Genomic DNA, 15,268 nt, shown 5'->3' with positions numbered 1-15,268 from the left:
CAAGGTGGGCAGACGACGCAAGTTGCCCCTCAGGCGCAACTCATGATTGCCGCAGAGGGTGTCGATCTGAGTGGTACAAGCCCGACCTTCCAGGTGTTTTTCGGAACGGGCACTGGTCGCAGTGCCCGGAATTGGCTATTCGGCGTCCCGTGTCGTTCCACGATTAAGCGCCTCCCAAATCGGCATGTTGAAGGGTCGAGCCTGCATGTTTTCTCCCGCGGTCCCACAGGAAGTGCTGGATCGGGCTTCCGGGCCGAGCCAGGCCTCGTCTGAAGCAGTTGCCATTTGCTTCGCGGCGATCTTCACATGCGTGATGTCAGCGACATCGGCCATGGCATGCGCAATCGTGCGTTGGCCATTGGGAAGTCCCCACGGGTTTGTGTTTGTGAAGGCGTTTCTGCTGTTGGCGGCGGCAGTCTCCTGCCTGATGATCCTGACCACGAAACGCCGGCATCAGCTCCGCACGAGCCATGCCAAGGTGGTTCTCTCGGTTATTGCGATCATTTTTCTGCCGTGCCTCGCCTGGTTCGGTCCCGTCTTTGCCGACATCATCGTCTATCCGATTTTGCTTGGAACGGTGTTCCTGGGCCTGCAGCGCACCATCGTGCTGGTGCGCGACATGGCACGACCCACGTCGATACTAGCCGTTGTTTGCGGTTGCGGTGCGGGGATCGGTTATTTCTTCGTAGTGAACTCAAAGGGGTACGCCACTGTATTCACGCCGGAACAGGCATTGACGGGCCTGCAGCACCTCGACACGCTTTTTCATGCGTCGATTGCCAATATGCTCGTCAACGGCGGGCATTTGAGCACGGGATTGGACGGTTTCGTGCCGATCAAGTACCACGTGCTGTCCCACATATGGATGGCATGTGTCGGCCTGTGGCTTGGCGTCACGACGCTTGAGGCCTACTATCTCGCAGCGCAAATCATAGCCATCCCGTTGTTGTTCTTCGCCTTGATCATGGCAGGCTTGCTGCTGCGGCGTCGGGCAGGGGGATTGACTGACAGCGCGCTCGTCACGTTGGTCCCGCTCCTGCTCTTGATGGTTGCCGATCTCTGGGGGGCGACTTCGTATCTTGTTTCTGAAAGTTATTTGGTCTCTCTCCTTTTGCTCTTGCTTGCGATGCCGCTGCTTGCAGAGCTTGCCGATGAGAGGTCATCGCTCGGGCCTCCCCTGATAGCCTTGGCGATCGCGGGAACGGTGGTTCTCTTCGCAAAGATTTCAGTCGGCGTGATCTTTTGGGGAGTCGTGGGATTCTTGCTGTGGCGACGATTAGGATTGACTCTTCTGAATTTCATCAAAGTTGCGGCACCCATTGCGCCACTGGTCGGGCTTGCTAGCGTCATCAGTTCCCCCGACGCCGGCACTTATGTCCTTGCGCTGAGTCCGCTCAGTTTTGTGCGTGAGTATCCGCGCGCAGCGCTTCCAAACATCGCGGCCAATCTGGTACTGCTTTATGGTGCCGCGCGCCTTTGGCTCGCCGGGTCGCTGGGCGAGAAACGGCTGGCGGAAGCGTTTGCACTCTTTGCGATGGGAAGCCTCGTTCCAGCTCTCCTGCTCGACATTGCGGGCGGCTCGGCGTTCTATTTCGCGAATGTCGGGACCTTTGTCTGTATCGCCTTCTTGACGGCCTATGGCGCTCCAATGCTCGAAAGGCTGCAGCTTCGGGTGTTGACTCCCGGCATGGTGCTGGTCGTGATCATCTTGGTGGCTCTCGCCACGAATGAGAAGAGACGCAGTCCTGTCGAGTTCGCGAAACAGTTTCAGGAGTTGCGCGCTCGGGCCCATGTGCTCGCCGGAAGGGGCGATGCGGCGCCGTTGCCGGCCCTGCGTGCGATGGCGGCGCTGTTTTCGCCCGCCGGTAGCGTTCGCCGAGAGATCGGCGATGACGTGAGGCATACGCCGGGAGCGCAGTCGATACAGACGTTGCTTTCATTGAGTGCAGGGCAGACGCACCGTACCGCCGTGTTCGTCGCGCCGGATGATCGGTCGTTTTGGACGAACAATATCGACTGTCGAGGGGACCCGTTCTTCGTTCCGGCAATCCTCGGCCTGCCGATGTTGAAGGGGCTCAGCCCTCCAGAATTCAAGTGTGCAAGGGATATCTATTACACGACCAGCTTCTACCAAAACGATGCGATTTCGGAAGTCGCTGGCGACGCGCAGCTTTGCGCGAGGGCCTCGAGATTCGGGCTGAATACGGTTCTGGTCCTGTCGGCTCCGCGCGAGGGTCGGAGAATGAACTGCCCCGTCTCGAAACAGTAAGCTCCGCGGACGTTAGCGTCCGCCTTTTACGATAATTCTGACCATTCCGGTGTTCCTTGCGCAAAGCCCCGCCGCGCGGGATGCCGGGATCGGCGACGCCTGCTCGTCGGACACAGCGCCGGAACTCGCAACACGCGCGACACCTGCGACGTGGCTTGCCTCAACCAGCAACCAATTGCACGTCGAGGAGGGAATGTTGTTCAGGTCGATAACGAACTGGTCAGCGGCTTTCGCTATCGAAACCGGCCCCCAGAACGAGAAGACATACTGCTTGCGCCGCATGGAATCTGGAACATGGATTCCTCCGCGCTCCAGGGCAGGTGCGTCGAGAGGCCCGTCGGAAACCGGCCCCTTCGCATCACGCATCCGCCCGATCAGTTCGGCGAGCGCCGCCATCTCGCCATGCTCCGCCATACCGGGATGCGAGCCGTCGTCGGGACGATCCGCGCAAGCTTCACCGGGCGGAGGCTCGCCGTGTCGCCAAAAGCGATAGCCACTCACCTCTGTGCCGCCAAGCCCGACGTAGCAGAGGCGGCCGTCTGCCCGCAAACGACTGAGGATTCCGCTTTCGATTGCGCCGAGGCCGGAAGGGTCGCGCCGCAGCAGCACGAGATCGCCTGTCGCGGCTCTCACGGGTGCGGCGAGGATCCGCTCAGCCAGCGCGGGGACCAATTCGTCGGAGAAGGTGAAAGACCGTGGCCACGTATGCCACTTCCGCGCATACATGAGCGCGATGTCGCTGAGCATCTGATGTCCGCCGGAACTTGCACCCAATAGTACGGTGATCTTTGCCCCGGCACCCGAAAAGCGTTCGATAAGGTTGCGCGCTTCGGTGACCATCCTGCGGTCATAGTCGGTGAGCGCCCAGACATTGGTGCCGGGCGGTAGTGTCAGTTCCTGGCGCGTTGCGTCCGCTATACGGCGCCCAAGTGCGGAGGGCGTGCAGCGGCCCATGTCGCGGCACTCGTGAACCAGCAGCGAATAGGGCGAATCGACACGAAACACATAGAGGCAGGAGAAGATCGAGGCCCAGAACACTGTCGCAGCGGCGAGGGCCGCCAACCAGGTTGCCACACGATCCCCACCAAGCGCGCGGCCTGCCAGCCAGAGCGCAGTGGGCACGAACAGGAGGGCGAACGGCAAAAGTGCGATGACGACGGTGAAATCGACCGACCGGCCGGCGAAATAGGAGCCCGTAATGGCCGTGAGTATCGCCGCAGGTAGCGCGTGGCTCAACCAGGCATCGCTCGTGGCCTGCAACGAGCCGCGCTTGTTGTCGATCACCAGCAGCCAACAGCCGGCGACCGCGATCGCGACCGCGGCCAGGATAGGCATCCAGCCCCAGAAAATCGCATCGAAGGGCACGGACCAGAATTGCGCAACCGGATTATAGCTCGACAGAAAGCTGAGATAGATATTGAAGGCCGGCCACTTGCCCGCCGCCAGCAGAGTGCCGATCGAGAGCGCAGCAGGCCCCGAAATCATAGGCAGCGCCGCGATGGCAAGGTCTTTCGCTAGCTTGGCGTAGGTGCGGTCGCGGAAATTGCGCAGGGTGAGCGAGCCGGCATAAAGGGCAAGCGCTCCGATGAAGGCCTCGATGCTCCACACGCCGGAAAGAAATCCGGCCAGGAACACCAGCGGCGAATGCCTGGCACCGCCTCGCGCGCCGAGTCCGACGGCCATAAGCAGGATAGGAAGATAACGGGCTCCCAGCACCGAAGGCGCAGTATTCACGTTGCCTTGGCCGCTGCCCCACCCGGACAGCCAAAACAGGATGAACACCAGGCCAAACCAGACCGCGCTCATCCGAGTTCGACTGGATTGCCACAGCGCGAAGATGAAGAGGGCGTAGAATATCAGGTTGCAGACCTGGATGGCGATGTTGGCGGCGGCGAAGGACGGTGGCCCAAGCTGGAACGCGAGGTATGCAACGAGGACGGGACCCGGTCCGTACTGAGAGAAGGTGTCGACCATCAGCGTGCCGCCATGCATGAGATGCAAGGCAGGACCAACAACAGTCATGTAGTGAAACGGATCGCTGGCGAGCGAGAAGTCGAAACTCAGGACGGAGCTGGCAAGGAGGGCGATGGCCAGTGCGGCCCGCTGAGCGGAAGGAAGTCGGGCAGGACGGCTGGCAATAAGCCGCCGTTCGAAGATCAGAAGGCCTGCGCCGACCGCCACGAGGAGGCCTGCGCCCAATGTCGCGAGCAGCAGGCTCGACCGATCCGGAAATCCTCCGGGCAGGCTCGGAAAGAAGAAGCTGAAGACCGGATTGAAATGGCGATTTCCCGGCTCGATCTTGAACAGAGCGATCAGAGCGGCTGCAAAAGCGAACGTGAGCGCAACCGTTTGCGTCGATCTTGAACTCCATCGCGTAAGGACGGCGCTAGCCCGATCAAGGAAGCCTTCCTTTCGGCACGCGGAGCGCAGCCACGCGATGAGCACGATATACCCGACACCCGAGGCCTCGGCTACGTGCAGCGCGGCTCTGCGCCAGAATTCCACGCCCCCCTTGCTGGCCCAGGCTGTGATGGCGACGAGAGCGAGGCTCACCAGCGCGGAGACAGCGCACCAGACATTTGCGGCCTCCAGCAGACGACCTGCCTCGGGCGAACGACGATCGAGCCCGTGCTGCAACGTCACGGTACATACCGGCAGGATCGAAATGCCCGAAATGAAGACCAGCATGGTTCGCAGTCGGGATTCAGCGCCTAACTGCTTGGCAAGCGCGATTTCGAACAGAAGAACAAGCAGCGTCAGAGCTGCGCTCGACAGCAGCGGGGCCACGTCGTCGAGCCAGGCGCCCGATCGTTGCCGCACCACCTCGTGGCGATGCTCATGCGTGGCTGATGTCATGACATCGTCCCGAAAGCCTCAGACGGGCGAGGCGAGACGGTGATGGACCGCGCACCTTGCCCCGACTCTGGGCGACGCGGGCTACTGCCGCGCTGTGCTCGGCTGATGTACGTCACGAGGGCACATGAGCGGCCATGCAATATTGCGCGCCGAGCGGCAGCCAGCCGAAGCTGGCATCCACCTTGTGGAAAAAGGGTGTGTCGAACGGGGTGAATATGATGAACTGCCGTTCCAGATCGACCATGCCGGCGGCGCGAAACAACTTGGCGAGCCGACCAGGGCGGAGCAACACGGCGTTCTGGTCGAACGGGCAGCTCCTGACGATCTTCTGCGTCAGCGGATTGAGCGGATTGTGCTCGATGATGACGACGAGGCCTCCCGGCCGGACCACGCGAGCGGCTTCGACGAGAAAGGACTCCCAATCGTCGGGCGGAACGTGATGCATGACGGCTATCGCGTAGGCGATGTCGAAGCTACGATCCTGGTAGGGAAGCCGCGTGCCTTCATAGACATCGTAGTGGACGTCCGGATTGGTGGCTTTTGCTTCTTCGATGACCGTACCGGCGACGTCGATTCCGGTCAGCTTGATGCCGGATTGCGCAGGCCTCAGGTGCGGATGAATCAAACCCTGCCCACAGCCGATATCCAGGACGTCGAGCGGTCGCAACGAAATATCGCTCTGCGAGCGGAACTTGGAGAACGCATTCAGCAGGTAGCGCGCCTTCGCGCGGGTGAAGAAATCCTGCGGCTGGCCGCTGAAGGCGATCGCGCTGTCGATTTGCGTGCTGTAGCCGTCACGATACTGGTCGAATTCCGTCATGATGGCTGCTCCGTCCCGGTTCGGCGGGAGATCTCGGCTGGTGCTTTTCGGACGCCCGCCGCCGCCGGCGCTTGTAGTGCAAGACGTTCCAGGGATGCATCCGGCAGATTGACGCTGAATTCAATGACCGTCGTCGGCCGGGAGCGTACCTGATTGTAGATGCGTCCCACATACTCGCCGATGATGCCAAGAAAGATGGCATTGAGACTGATCCCGAACAGCAGCAGCACTGTTGTCGTGGCGAAGCCCGCCGGCCAGTTGATGCCGAAGATTAACCGCGAGAAGATGTAGAAAAAACTCGCGAGGCAGGTCAGTACCGAGATTCCCAGCCCAATGAAGGCGGCGAGGCGAAGCGGGAAAATCGAGTGCGTAATCAACCCGTCCACTGCCAGGGATATCAGCTTTCCGAGCGGAAATTTGCTGACGCCGGCTTGCCGCGCGTGTCGGTCGTAAGCCACGCCGATCTGCTTGGTCGCGAGCAGCGACGTCAGACCGCGCGTATAGGGCGCGACGTCGTTGATCAGATGAAGCTGATCCAGCACGCTGCGGTCGATCAACCTGAAATCGCCGCTGTCGAGCATCAGATTATCGTCGGATAGGCGCCTGAGCAGCCGGTAGTAGACCCGTCGCGCCCACTGTAGCAGCTTGCTTTCCTGCCGGAAGCGCCTGATACCCACGACCACGTCGTGACCCTGCTCCCACAGCTCCAGAAATCTAGGGAACACTGTCGGTGGATCCTGGAGGTCGCAGTCGATCTGGATCGCGGCGTCTCCGGAGGCCAGACGATAGGCCGTGAGCACGGACCTCTGGAAGCCAAAGTTTCGGGCAAATCGTACCGCGCGAACGCGCGGATCGGCTGCCGCCAGTTCGGAGATGATAGCACTCGACTTGTCGGTGCTGTGGTTGTCCGTGAAGATGATTTCGAACGTATAGCGATCATTCATTTGTTGGAAGACATGGCAAACGGCGTCATAGGCCCTGCGGATGTTGCCTTCCTCATTGAAGACAGGAATCAAAATGGAAATGAGCTTGCGTTCCGTGTCGGCGGGCTTTCCGCGCATTTCGTTTGTTGTCCTGTCCGTGTAATCGGTATTCGTCGAGGGTTGCTGTCAGCTGAAAAATGCTAGTACCAGATGCGGCGCATCGCGCAAAGCCGCCCGGACCTCTCGCGGGCAAATTACGTAGTATTCCGAAGGGCATATGCTTGATTAATGGGGGGCTTTCCAGTAAGGCTCGCCCGGCGCGTTCCATGTCGCGCCACCGCTCGGGGGGATCGCCTCCCGTGAATCGGCTGTATCTCGTTGTTGCAATTAAGGTTCCGAATGCCCCACGCCTCATATCATGACATCCCAACCGGGAAGCTGACGCGCTGTCAGGTCTGCGGCTCCGAGCGGCTCGAGCTCGTCATCGACCTTGGACATCAACCGCTGTGCGACTCGCTGCCGTCGAAGGCGCAGCTCGACGGTCCCGAAACGAGCTACCCGCTTCGTCAGGTGTGGTGTCGCGATTGCTCGCTGTCGCAGATCGACTACGTCGTTCCGCCGGAAGTCGTATTCCACCCCGAATATCCGTACCGCTCTGGCATCACCAAGGAGCTCGCGGTCTATCAGGACGCGTTCGTGCAGGATGCGGTGGCAGACCTCGGGCTTAAGCCGGACGAACTCGTTGTCGACATCGGGTCCAACGACGGAACGCTGCTCTCAGGATTCAAGCGGCGCGGCATGCGCGTTCTCGGCATCGAGCCGACCAACATCGGACGCATCGCGCAGGAACAGGGCATCGACACGCTGCAGGCGTTCTTCGACGAGGAAACTGCCCGCAAGGTCGTGGAGACGCACGGCCATGCCAAGGTCGCCACCGCCACAAACGTCTTCGCGCATGTGGCCCAGCTCGGTGCCTTCATCCGCGGCCTGGAGCGCCTGCTTGCGCCCGACGGCGTCTTCATCCTCGAAAACCATTATCTGCTCGATGTCATCGAGGGCGGGCAGTTCGATACGATCTATCACGAGCACCTTCGCACTTATTCGCTGAAGTCGATCGTCAAGCTGTTCGAGTTCTTCGATTTCACCTGTGTCGACGCGCAGCGCGTCAGCCGTTACGGCGGCAATATCCGCGTGTACGTGGCCAAGGGCAGGGGGCGTCCGGTCAAGCCCGCAGTCGCTCAACTTCTGAAGGCCGAAGATGATTTCGGCCTCTCGAACCCCGAATGCTACGCGGCTTTCCGTGCACGCGCCGAAAAGGTCAAGCGCGACCTCCTCGAGCTCGCCCTCGACTGCAACAAGAAGGGCCTGAGCTTCGTCGGCAATTCGTGCCCTGGCCGTTGCAGCACGCTGCTGAACTATGTCGGCATCGATCGCACGCTGATGCCGTATATCTGCGAGCAACCCACCTCGCTCAAGCTCGGCCTGCATTTGCCCGGAAAGCAGATTCCGATCGTCGACAACGAGCGCCTGATCCGCGAACAGCCGGATTACGTAGTACTGCTCGCCTGGCACTATGGTCAGCCGATTGCCGAACAATTGCGGGCAAGAGGACTGAAGTCGAAACTGGTCATGCCGTTGCCCGAAGTCCGCATACTTCCGGATTGAGCGTGGACCGGACGTCAAGCCGGCGCGCCGGGCCGCCCTCGGTAGGAATGGTGTCATGAAAGCGATGATTCTGGCGGGAGGCCTCGGCAGTCGCCTCAGCGAGGAGACCTCCGTTCGACCGAAACCGATGGTCGAGATCGGCGGTCATCCGATCCTCTGGCACATCATGAAGATCTACTCGTCGTTCGGCATCAACGACTTCGTGATATGCTTGGGGTACAAGGGCTACCTGATCAAGGAATATTTCTCACACTACCTGCTGCATACGTCCGACGTCACGATCGATCTCAAGAACAACCAGATCGACTTTCACGCTAGCCGGTCGGAGCCGTGGCGCGTGACGCTGGTCGACACCGGCGCCGAGACCGAGACGGGAGGCCGCATCAAAAGGGCGCTCCCCTTCGTGCAAGACGACGATGCGTTCTGCCTGACCTATGGCGATGGCGTCGCCGATATCGACATCGCGAAGCTGATCTCGTTTCATCGTTCGCACGGCAAGCTTGCGACCGTTACCGGCGTGCGTCCGCCAGGTAGGTTCGGCAGTCTCGAACTCGAGGACAGCGTCGTGAAGGGTTTCAACGAAAAACCCCTCGGCGACGGCGGATGGATCAATGGCGGGTTCTTCGTGCTCGATCCACGCATCGCCCGGCTGATCGCCGGTGACTCCACGACCTGGGAGCGGCAGCCGCTCGAGCAACTGGCCCAAAGCGGCGAACTGCGTGTGTTTCGCCACGAAGGGTTCTGGCGATCGATGGATACTCTGCGAGAACGCAATTTGCTCGAGGCGCTCTGGAAGGAGAACAACCCGCCGTGGCGTATGTGGACGTAAACCCGGAGTTCTGGCGTGGCCGGCGCGTTCTGGTGACAGGACACACCGGTTTCAAGGGCGCCTGGCTCAGCCTGTGGCTATCCGCCATGAATGCCCGAGTTTTCGGTTTCTCGCTAGCTCCACCGACGACGCCGTCCTTGTTCGACCGGGCAGAGGTCGCGGCCGTCGTGGATGACGCGCGCGGCGACATCAGGGATATAGGGGCACTGTCGCATGCGTTGGCGACCACCCGGCCTGAAGTGGTGTTTCACCTCGCCGCGCAATCCGTCCTGCGCGAATCCTATGTCGATCCGATCGGCACTGTCTCGACCAACGTGATGGGTACGGTGAACCTGCTCGAGGCGGTGCGTCAGTTCAATCTCAAGGCAAAGGCGGAGGGGACGGGTGACGGCGTCCGTTCGTTCGTCATCGTCACCAGCGACAAGTGCTATGAAAATCGCGAGTGGGTGTGGGGTTATCGCGAGAATGAGGCGATGGGGGGCCACGATCCCTATAGCACGAGCAAGGGATGCGCCGAGCTGCTGCTGACGTCGTATAATCGCAGCTTCGCGGAGCCGCCGGCGGCTTCGGGACGTGCGGGCAATGTGATCGGCGGTGGCGATTGGGCGAAGGATCGCATCGTGCCGGACGCGATCCGCGCCTTTGCGACGCAACGTGCACTGGAGGTGCGGCGCCCGCGAGCCATTCGCCCCTGGCAGCACGTGCTTGAGCCGCTTGCCGGATACCTGCTCCTGGCCGAGGCTTCGTTCAGGCAAGGCGCCGCCATGGCTGAAGGCTGGAACTTCGGCCCAGGGCCGGAAAGCGAACAGCCGGTGGCGCGCCTCGCCGACACGCTGGCCGCGATTTGGGGCAATGGCGCGCAATGGCAGCATGTGGGCAGCGACGACTTGCACGAGGCGACCTTCCTGAAGCTGGATTCCTCGAAGGCGCGAACACTGCTTGGCTGGCGGCCCCGGCTCGGATTTGACGACGCGTTGAAAATGACAGTCGATTGGTACAAGGCCGATTTGGAGCGGTCGGCCTCCTCAATGCGTGATTTCACGCTCGGTCAGATCCAAGACTATTGCGGCGCGACCTGACCGGACGTTTCCGACAGCTCACTCCGTGCGGAGGTGAGGAAAGTTTCGATGAGCGGGCTCACGGTGGCTTTGGTCGGTGGCGGACGATGGGGGCGTACGCACGCTTCCATCTTGGCACAGCTTTCCGACCGTGTCGGTTGTGTGCTGTGGGTGTCGCGCCACAATAGCGAAGCCCTCAATGCGTTTCTCGCTGAGCGCACAGGAGCGCCTCCTCGGTTCACGCTGCTCGCGAGCCTTGACGCTGCGCTGGCTCTGGGTCCCGACGCCGCCATCGTCGCGACACCTGCCGCCGATCACGCCGCGACTGCCGAGAGCCTGTTGCGCGGGGACGTGCCAACCCTGGTCGAGAAGCCGCTTGCGCTGAGCATCGACAGTGCAAAGCGCCTGGTCGATCTGGCGGCTGAGCGCAACATCCCGCTCCTTGTCGGCCTGCATCTGCTCAGTGCGCCGTTCTTGCGTCATTTCCTGGGTTTGTGCGCAGGGCGTGAAGTCGCTGCCATCGAATTGGAGTGGCTGGATGCTGAGCAGGAGGTCTGGCACGGCATGGCCAAATTGTCCAACGTCACGACGCATAAGGTCGACGAGATCATTCCTCATCTTTGGTCGATGCTGCATCTGATCGACGACGGCGCCGAGCCGCAATTGCGCGAGGTGAGGCCGTTGCCGCAAGGTGCGGTCGAGGTGGAGCTGGGCTTGAGGCAATCGCTTGCCGTGCTTCGGTTCGGACGGAGGGCTGTGGCGCGCAAGCGATTGATCCGCCTCGAATTTCGCGATGGCGGTAGGGCCGAGCTTGATTTCACCATCGAGCCCGGCGGGATCTTCATCGACGGCGTCGAGTTGCCAGGCTTGGAAGTCAGCGGCAAGCTCGGGCCGCTTGCGACAGAGCTGGCTGGCTTTTTGGACCTTGTCCGCGCGGGTCGGGAGTTCGCGTCATCGCCCCAGCTGGCGTCCCGTTGCATCGGTGCCGTCGAGCTGGCTGATGCGGTGCGGCCCCGCTTGATTGCAGAGGAGGCGAAGGCAGTGTCAGCCCGTCTCGCGCGCGGGGACACGATGGGGGATCCAGACGTCTTGGCCTGGATCATCGATAATGTCGCCCCGCTCCTGGATATTCAGGAACCGCGTACCAGCGACCTGAGACGGGAGCTTACAGACGTTATCGTCGATGCGCTCGAAGCGGTTGACTCGACGGCTCACGTCCACGACGACAGGCTGCGCGCCGTGATCGCAACGATACGGCAATCGGACTTCTTCGCGCATCTGACGCTGGGTCGGTCGGCTTGAGCGGCACGGCTCACGTTAGGCTAAGGCCGCTGCGGTTTCTGGATTGAAGCGCGAACACCCCGTCACGAAACGTCGCGGATAGACTTTGGGCACCAACGCGGCCTTCGCCTGATTGCATCGTCATCGCTCGTCCGCGATCACCTTGCCGTCGTTCGGTAGCGCACCGGGCCTCACCAGTTCAACCTCGCCTCCAAGTTTCGTCACGGCGCGCAAAGTGCCTGCAATCTCCTCGCGCAACGCATCGTTCGCGGCCGCGGTCTCCGCTTTCAGCGTCATTGCATCGGCCTCGCCTCGGCGCGTGACGACGAGGCGTAATCTTCCGAGCGCGGAATGGCGCTTGCCGATCTCGGCGACCTGCTCGGGGCGGACGAACATGCCCTTGATCTTGGTGGTCTGGTCGGCGCGGCCCATCCAGCCCTTGATGCGCATGTTGGTGCGCCCGCAGGGGCTGGTGCCCGGCATTGCCGCGGTGAGGTCGCCGAGAGCGAGCCGGATCCAGGGATGGTGCGGGTCCAGTGAGGTCACGACGATCTCGCCGACGTCGCCGGGCGCCACGGCCTCGCCGGTCCCAGGCTTGACGATCTCCATGATGAGATCCTCGTTCACGACCATGCCGTCGCGCGCGCTGGTCTCGAAGGCGATGAGGCCGAGATCGGCAGTGCCAAAGGCTTGGTAGGCATCGATGCCGCGCGCCTTGATCTCGGCCTGGAGCGAGGGCGGGAAGGCGGCGCCCGAGACCAGCGCGCGCTTGATCGAGGAGACGTCGCGGCCCGAGCTTGCGGCAGCATCGAGCAAGATCTTCAGGAAGTCCGGCGTGCCGCTGTAGCCGACGGGACGGTAGGCCTCGATCAGTTCGAATTGCTGCTCGGTATTCCCTGGACCAGCCGGGATCACGGCGCAACCCAGCGCGCGGGCCGAGGCATCGAAGATGAAGCCGCCGGGGGTGAGATGGTAGCTGAAGGTGTTGAGCACGATGTCATCGGGCCGGAACCCGGCCGCGAACAGCGCCCGTGCGCCGCGCCAGGGGTCGGCCTGCCGCCCCTCCGGCTCGAAAATCGGCCCGGGAGAGGTGAAGAGGCGGGCGAACGAGCCGGGCGCCGCCGCGACGAACCCTCCGAAGGGCGTGGAGGCCTTGTGCAGGGCCGGCAGTTCCGACTTGCGCAGCACCGGCAGGCCCGCCAGTGCCGCCCTGGAGGTCACGGCAGCCGGATCGACGCCTTTCAGCCGATCGGCATAGGCGGGCGCGGTCATCGCAGAGCGCAGCACGCCGGGCAGGCGGGCGAACAGATCGACCTCGCGCGCGGCTTGCTCGCGCGTCTCGAGGGCGTCGTAATGGGCGGTCATGGCTGGTCTTTCCGGGTTGGCATCCGTTGCGCGCCGCCGCCGGCATGGGTATCAGACGGCCATGGACGAGGTTTGAAGGGGACGCGATGGCGGACGAGGGAATCAGTGCGGCGGACGAGGCGGCGGACGTCGTCGCGCGCCTGAAGCGCCGCATGATCGACGAGGCGCTGCCGCTGTGGTCGACGGTCGGCTGGGACCATGGGGCGGGTGGTTTCATGGATCGGCTGCACCGCGACGGCACGGCGGACGTGACCGCGCCGCGCCGGGTGTTCGTGCAGGCCCGCCAGATCTGGTGCTACGCCAAGGCTGCGCAGATGGGCTGGTACCCTGACGGGCGCGCCATCGCGCTGAAGGGGCTCGAGCATCTGCTCGCCAAAGCAAAGACGCCCGACGGCCGGCCCGGCTACGTGCACCGGCTGACGCCGGAGGGCGCGGTGCTGGACGGCCGGCGCGACGCCTACGACCACGCCTTCATCCTGTTTGCGCTCGCGGCCGTCTATGCGCTCGACCAGGACGCACAAATTCGCGCCGAGATTGATGCGCTGCTCGCCTTCCTCGATGGCCATCTGCGCTCGCCGCACGGCGGCGTCCACGAAGGCCTTCCGGTCTCGCTGCCGCGCCGGCAGAACCCGCATATGCATCTGTTCGAGGCGATGATCGCGTGCTTCGACGCAACCCACGATTTGTCGTTCCAGAACCGTGCCGGCGAGTTCTTCGCGCTGTTTCTCGCCAATCTCTACGACAAGCGGACGCGCGCGCTCGGCGAATATTTCGAAGAGGACTGGTCGAAGATCGCGCCGGTCAGCGTCGAGCCCGGCCACCAGGCGGAATGGGTCTGGTTGCTGAAGGGGTTCGAACGCATCACGGGCTGCCCGACCGGACAGCGGCGCGCCGAGCTGCTGGAAACCGCGCTGCGCTATCGCGACGAGGCCACCGGCTGCCTGATCGACGAGGGTGACGATGCAGGCAACATTCGCCGCACTACGCGCCGGCTGTGGCCACAGACCGAGATTGCGAAGGCGTGGATCGCTCAGGCCGAATCCGGCGAGGCGGGCGCGGCGGACGAGGCGCGCATGGCGCTGGCGCGGCTCGAACGCCATTATCTCAGCCATCCCGTGCGGGGCGGCTGGTACGACCAGTTCGAGCGCGATGGCAAATCGCTGATCGACACCATTCCTGCGTCGTCGTTCTATCATGTTCTCTGCGCAGTCACGGAAGCGGAACAGGTATTGGAAGGCTAAAGCCAGCGCTTGCGCCGCTTGAAGCTCTTGAGGTTCTTGAAGCTCTTGCGCTGGTCGCCGGCGCCGCCGAGGTAGAATTCCTTGACGTCCTCGTTGTCGCGCAATTCATCCGCGGTGCCGTCGAGCACGACCTTGCCCTGCTCCATGATGTAGCCGTGGCTTGCCACCGACAGCGCAGCGCGGGCGTTCTGCTCGACCAGGAGAATGGTGACGCCGAGGTCACGGTTGATCTTCTGGATGATCGAGAACACCTCTTTGACCAGCAGCGGCGACAGACCCATCGAGGGTTCGTCCATCAGGATCATCTTCGGGCGCGCCATCAGCGCGCGGCCGATCGCGAGCATCTGCTGCTCGCCGCCGGAGAGATAGCCGGCCAGTCCGGTGCGCTCCTTCAGGCGCGGGAAATAGTTGAAGACCATATCGAGATCGGCGCCGACCTCGCGGTCCCTGCGAGTGAAGGCGCCGAGCTTGAGGTTTTCCAGCGAGGTCATGTCGGCGACGATGCGTCGGCCCTCCATGACCTGGAAGATGCCGCGGCGGACGATTTTGTCGGGGTCGATGCCATTGATCCGCTCGCCTTCGAACACGATTTCGCCACGCGTGACTTCGCCGTCCTCGGTCTTGAGCAGCCCCGAGATCGCTTTCAGCGTCGTCGACTTGCCGGCGCCGTTCGCGCCCAGCAGTGCCACGATCGCGCCTTTGGGCACGTCGAGGCTGAGGCCGCGCAGCACCAGGATGACGTCGTCATAGACGACCTCGATGTTGCGCACGCCAAGGAGAGGCGGCGCGGGTACGACGGTCGGGGAGGGGCGAGCTGCTGCTTCGTGAATTTCGGTCATGCCTCATACTCCGCTGTCGTGGGGGGGGGGGGGGGGGGGGGCCCCGCGCGGGGGGGGCCCGGGGGGGGGGCGGGGGGGGGGGGGGGGGGGGGGTTGGTGTATTTTTTTAAGTAAGGTGGGGT

General features: G+C 62.7%; 12 protein-coding genes. 6 read left to right on the top strand and 6 right to left on the bottom strand.

Annotated elements, in window-relative coordinates; all coding sequences use genetic code 11:
• Window positions 1-135: 135 nt before the first annotated feature.
• On the bottom strand, window positions 136-333 hold the full coding sequence (locus AC0L2J_RS14735; protein ID WP_473391083.1) for a hypothetical protein: 198 nt from the start codon (window positions 331-333) through the stop codon (window positions 136-138).
• A 52-nt stretch (window positions 334-385) separates the two neighbouring features.
• Between AC0L2J_RS14735 and AC0L2J_RS14730 the strand changes: the two genes are divergently transcribed.
• A complete protein-coding gene (locus tag AC0L2J_RS14730) occupies window positions 386-2,269 on the top strand; it encodes a hypothetical protein (protein ID WP_473391078.1) in 1,884 nt (627 codons plus the stop codon).
• A 12-nt stretch (window positions 2,270-2,281) separates the two neighbouring features.
• On the opposite strand, the gene AC0L2J_RS14725 is transcribed toward AC0L2J_RS14730, so the two are convergent.
• From AC0L2J_RS14725 to AC0L2J_RS14715, 3 genes are all read right to left on the bottom strand, one after another.
• Window positions 2,282-5,125, bottom strand: coding sequence for a hypothetical protein (locus AC0L2J_RS14725; RefSeq protein ID WP_473391075.1), 2,844 nt, complete (start codon window positions 5,123-5,125; stop codon window positions 2,282-2,284).
• Between the two features lie 112 nt (window positions 5,126-5,237).
• Window positions 5,238-5,945 carry a class I SAM-dependent methyltransferase gene (locus tag AC0L2J_RS14720; RefSeq protein WP_473391071.1) on the bottom strand — a complete coding sequence of 236 codons (708 nt, stop codon included), beginning with the start codon at window positions 5,943-5,945 and terminating at the stop codon, window positions 5,238-5,240.
• The gene (locus AC0L2J_RS14715; RefSeq protein ID WP_473391067.1) at window positions 5,942-7,006 is read right to left on the bottom strand and encodes a glycosyltransferase family 2 protein; all 1,065 of its coding nucleotides are present in this window, start codon (window positions 7,004-7,006) and stop codon (window positions 5,942-5,944) included. The genes AC0L2J_RS14720 and AC0L2J_RS14715 overlap by 4 nt, the downstream gene beginning before the upstream one ends.
• A gap of 261 nt (window positions 7,007-7,267) precedes the next feature.
• On the opposite strand from AC0L2J_RS14715, the gene AC0L2J_RS14710 reads away from it, so the two are divergent.
• From AC0L2J_RS14710 to AC0L2J_RS14695, 4 genes are read left to right on the top strand one after another with little or no spacing between them, the layout of a single operon-like run.
• A complete protein-coding gene (locus AC0L2J_RS14710; protein ID WP_473391063.1) occupies window positions 7,268-8,533 on the top strand; it encodes a class I SAM-dependent methyltransferase in 1,266 nt (421 codons plus the stop codon).
• 55 nt (window positions 8,534-8,588) lie between these two features.
• Window positions 8,589-9,362: a glucose-1-phosphate cytidylyltransferase gene (gene rfbF, locus AC0L2J_RS14705; RefSeq protein ID WP_473391060.1), complete on the top strand. Its 774-nt coding sequence runs from the start codon at window positions 8,589-8,591 to the stop codon at window positions 9,360-9,362.
• Complete coding sequence (gene rfbG / locus AC0L2J_RS14700; RefSeq protein ID WP_473391057.1) at window positions 9,344-10,441, top strand: CDP-glucose 4,6-dehydratase; 1,098 nt, start codon at window positions 9,344-9,346, stop codon at window positions 10,439-10,441. Before rfbF ends, rfbG begins: the two co-directional genes overlap by 19 nt.
• 48 nt (window positions 10,442-10,489) lie before the next feature.
• Window positions 10,490-11,722: a Gfo/Idh/MocA family protein gene (locus AC0L2J_RS14695; RefSeq protein ID WP_473391054.1), complete on the top strand. Its 1,233-nt coding sequence runs from the start codon at window positions 10,490-10,492 to the stop codon at window positions 11,720-11,722.
• A 120-nt stretch (window positions 11,723-11,842) separates the two neighbouring features.
• Here AC0L2J_RS14695 and AC0L2J_RS14690 read toward each other — a convergent pair whose 3' ends face one another.
• The gene (locus AC0L2J_RS14690) at window positions 11,843-13,066 is read right to left on the bottom strand and encodes a phenylacetate--CoA ligase family protein (protein WP_473391052.1); all 1,224 of its coding nucleotides are present in this window, start codon (window positions 13,064-13,066) and stop codon (window positions 11,843-11,845) included.
• A gap of 86 nt (window positions 13,067-13,152) precedes the next feature.
• On the opposite strand from AC0L2J_RS14690, the gene AC0L2J_RS14685 reads away from it, so the two are divergent.
• Window positions 13,153-14,307, top strand: coding sequence for an AGE family epimerase/isomerase (locus AC0L2J_RS14685; protein WP_473391050.1), 1,155 nt, complete (start codon window positions 13,153-13,155; stop codon window positions 14,305-14,307).
• On the opposite strand, the gene AC0L2J_RS14680 is transcribed toward AC0L2J_RS14685, so the two are convergent.
• Complete coding sequence (locus AC0L2J_RS14680; RefSeq protein ID WP_007612531.1) at window positions 14,304-15,146, bottom strand: ABC transporter ATP-binding protein; 843 nt, start codon at window positions 15,144-15,146, stop codon at window positions 14,304-14,306. The two genes, AC0L2J_RS14685 and AC0L2J_RS14680, sit on opposite strands and share 4 nt — an antisense overlap.
• Window positions 15,147-15,268: the final 122 nt, after the last annotated feature.

Source organism: Bradyrhizobium sp. MV1.5 (genome assembly GCF_055807615.1).
This window is presented reverse-complemented; position numbering and strand designations above follow the sequence as displayed.

Bases quoted from the DNA above. Each gene is read 5' to 3' on its own strand.
- AC0L2J_RS14735 (WP_473391083.1), bottom strand. From the start codon at position 333: ATGGCCGATGTCGCTGACATCACGCATGTGAAGATCGCCGCGAAGCAA.
- AC0L2J_RS14725 (WP_473391075.1), bottom strand. From the start codon at position 5,125: ATGACATCAGCCACGCATGAGCATCGCCACGAGGTGGTGCGGCAACGA.
- AC0L2J_RS14720 (WP_473391071.1), bottom strand. From the start codon at position 5,945: ATGACGGAATTCGACCAGTATCGTGACGGCTACAGCACGCAAATCGAC.
- AC0L2J_RS14715 (WP_473391067.1), bottom strand. From the start codon at position 7,006: ATGCGCGGAAAGCCCGCCGACACGGAACGCAAGCTCATTTCCATTTTG.
- AC0L2J_RS14710 (WP_473391063.1), top strand. From the start codon at position 7,268: ATGCCCCACGCCTCATATCATGACATCCCAACCGGGAAGCTGACGCGC.
- rfbF (WP_473391060.1), top strand. From the start codon at position 8,589: ATGAAAGCGATGATTCTGGCGGGAGGCCTCGGCAGTCGCCTCAGCGAG.
- AC0L2J_RS14695 (WP_473391054.1), top strand. From the start codon at position 10,490: ATGAGCGGGCTCACGGTGGCTTTGGTCGGTGGCGGACGATGGGGGCGT.
- AC0L2J_RS14690 (WP_473391052.1), bottom strand. From the start codon at position 13,066: ATGACCGCCCATTACGACGCCCTCGAGACGCGCGAGCAAGCCGCGCGC.
- AC0L2J_RS14685 (WP_473391050.1), top strand. From the start codon at position 13,153: ATGGCGGACGAGGGAATCAGTGCGGCGGACGAGGCGGCGGACGTCGTC.
- AC0L2J_RS14680 (WP_007612531.1), bottom strand. From the start codon at position 15,146: ATGACCGAAATTCACGAAGCAGCAGCTCGCCCCTCCCCGACCGTCGTA.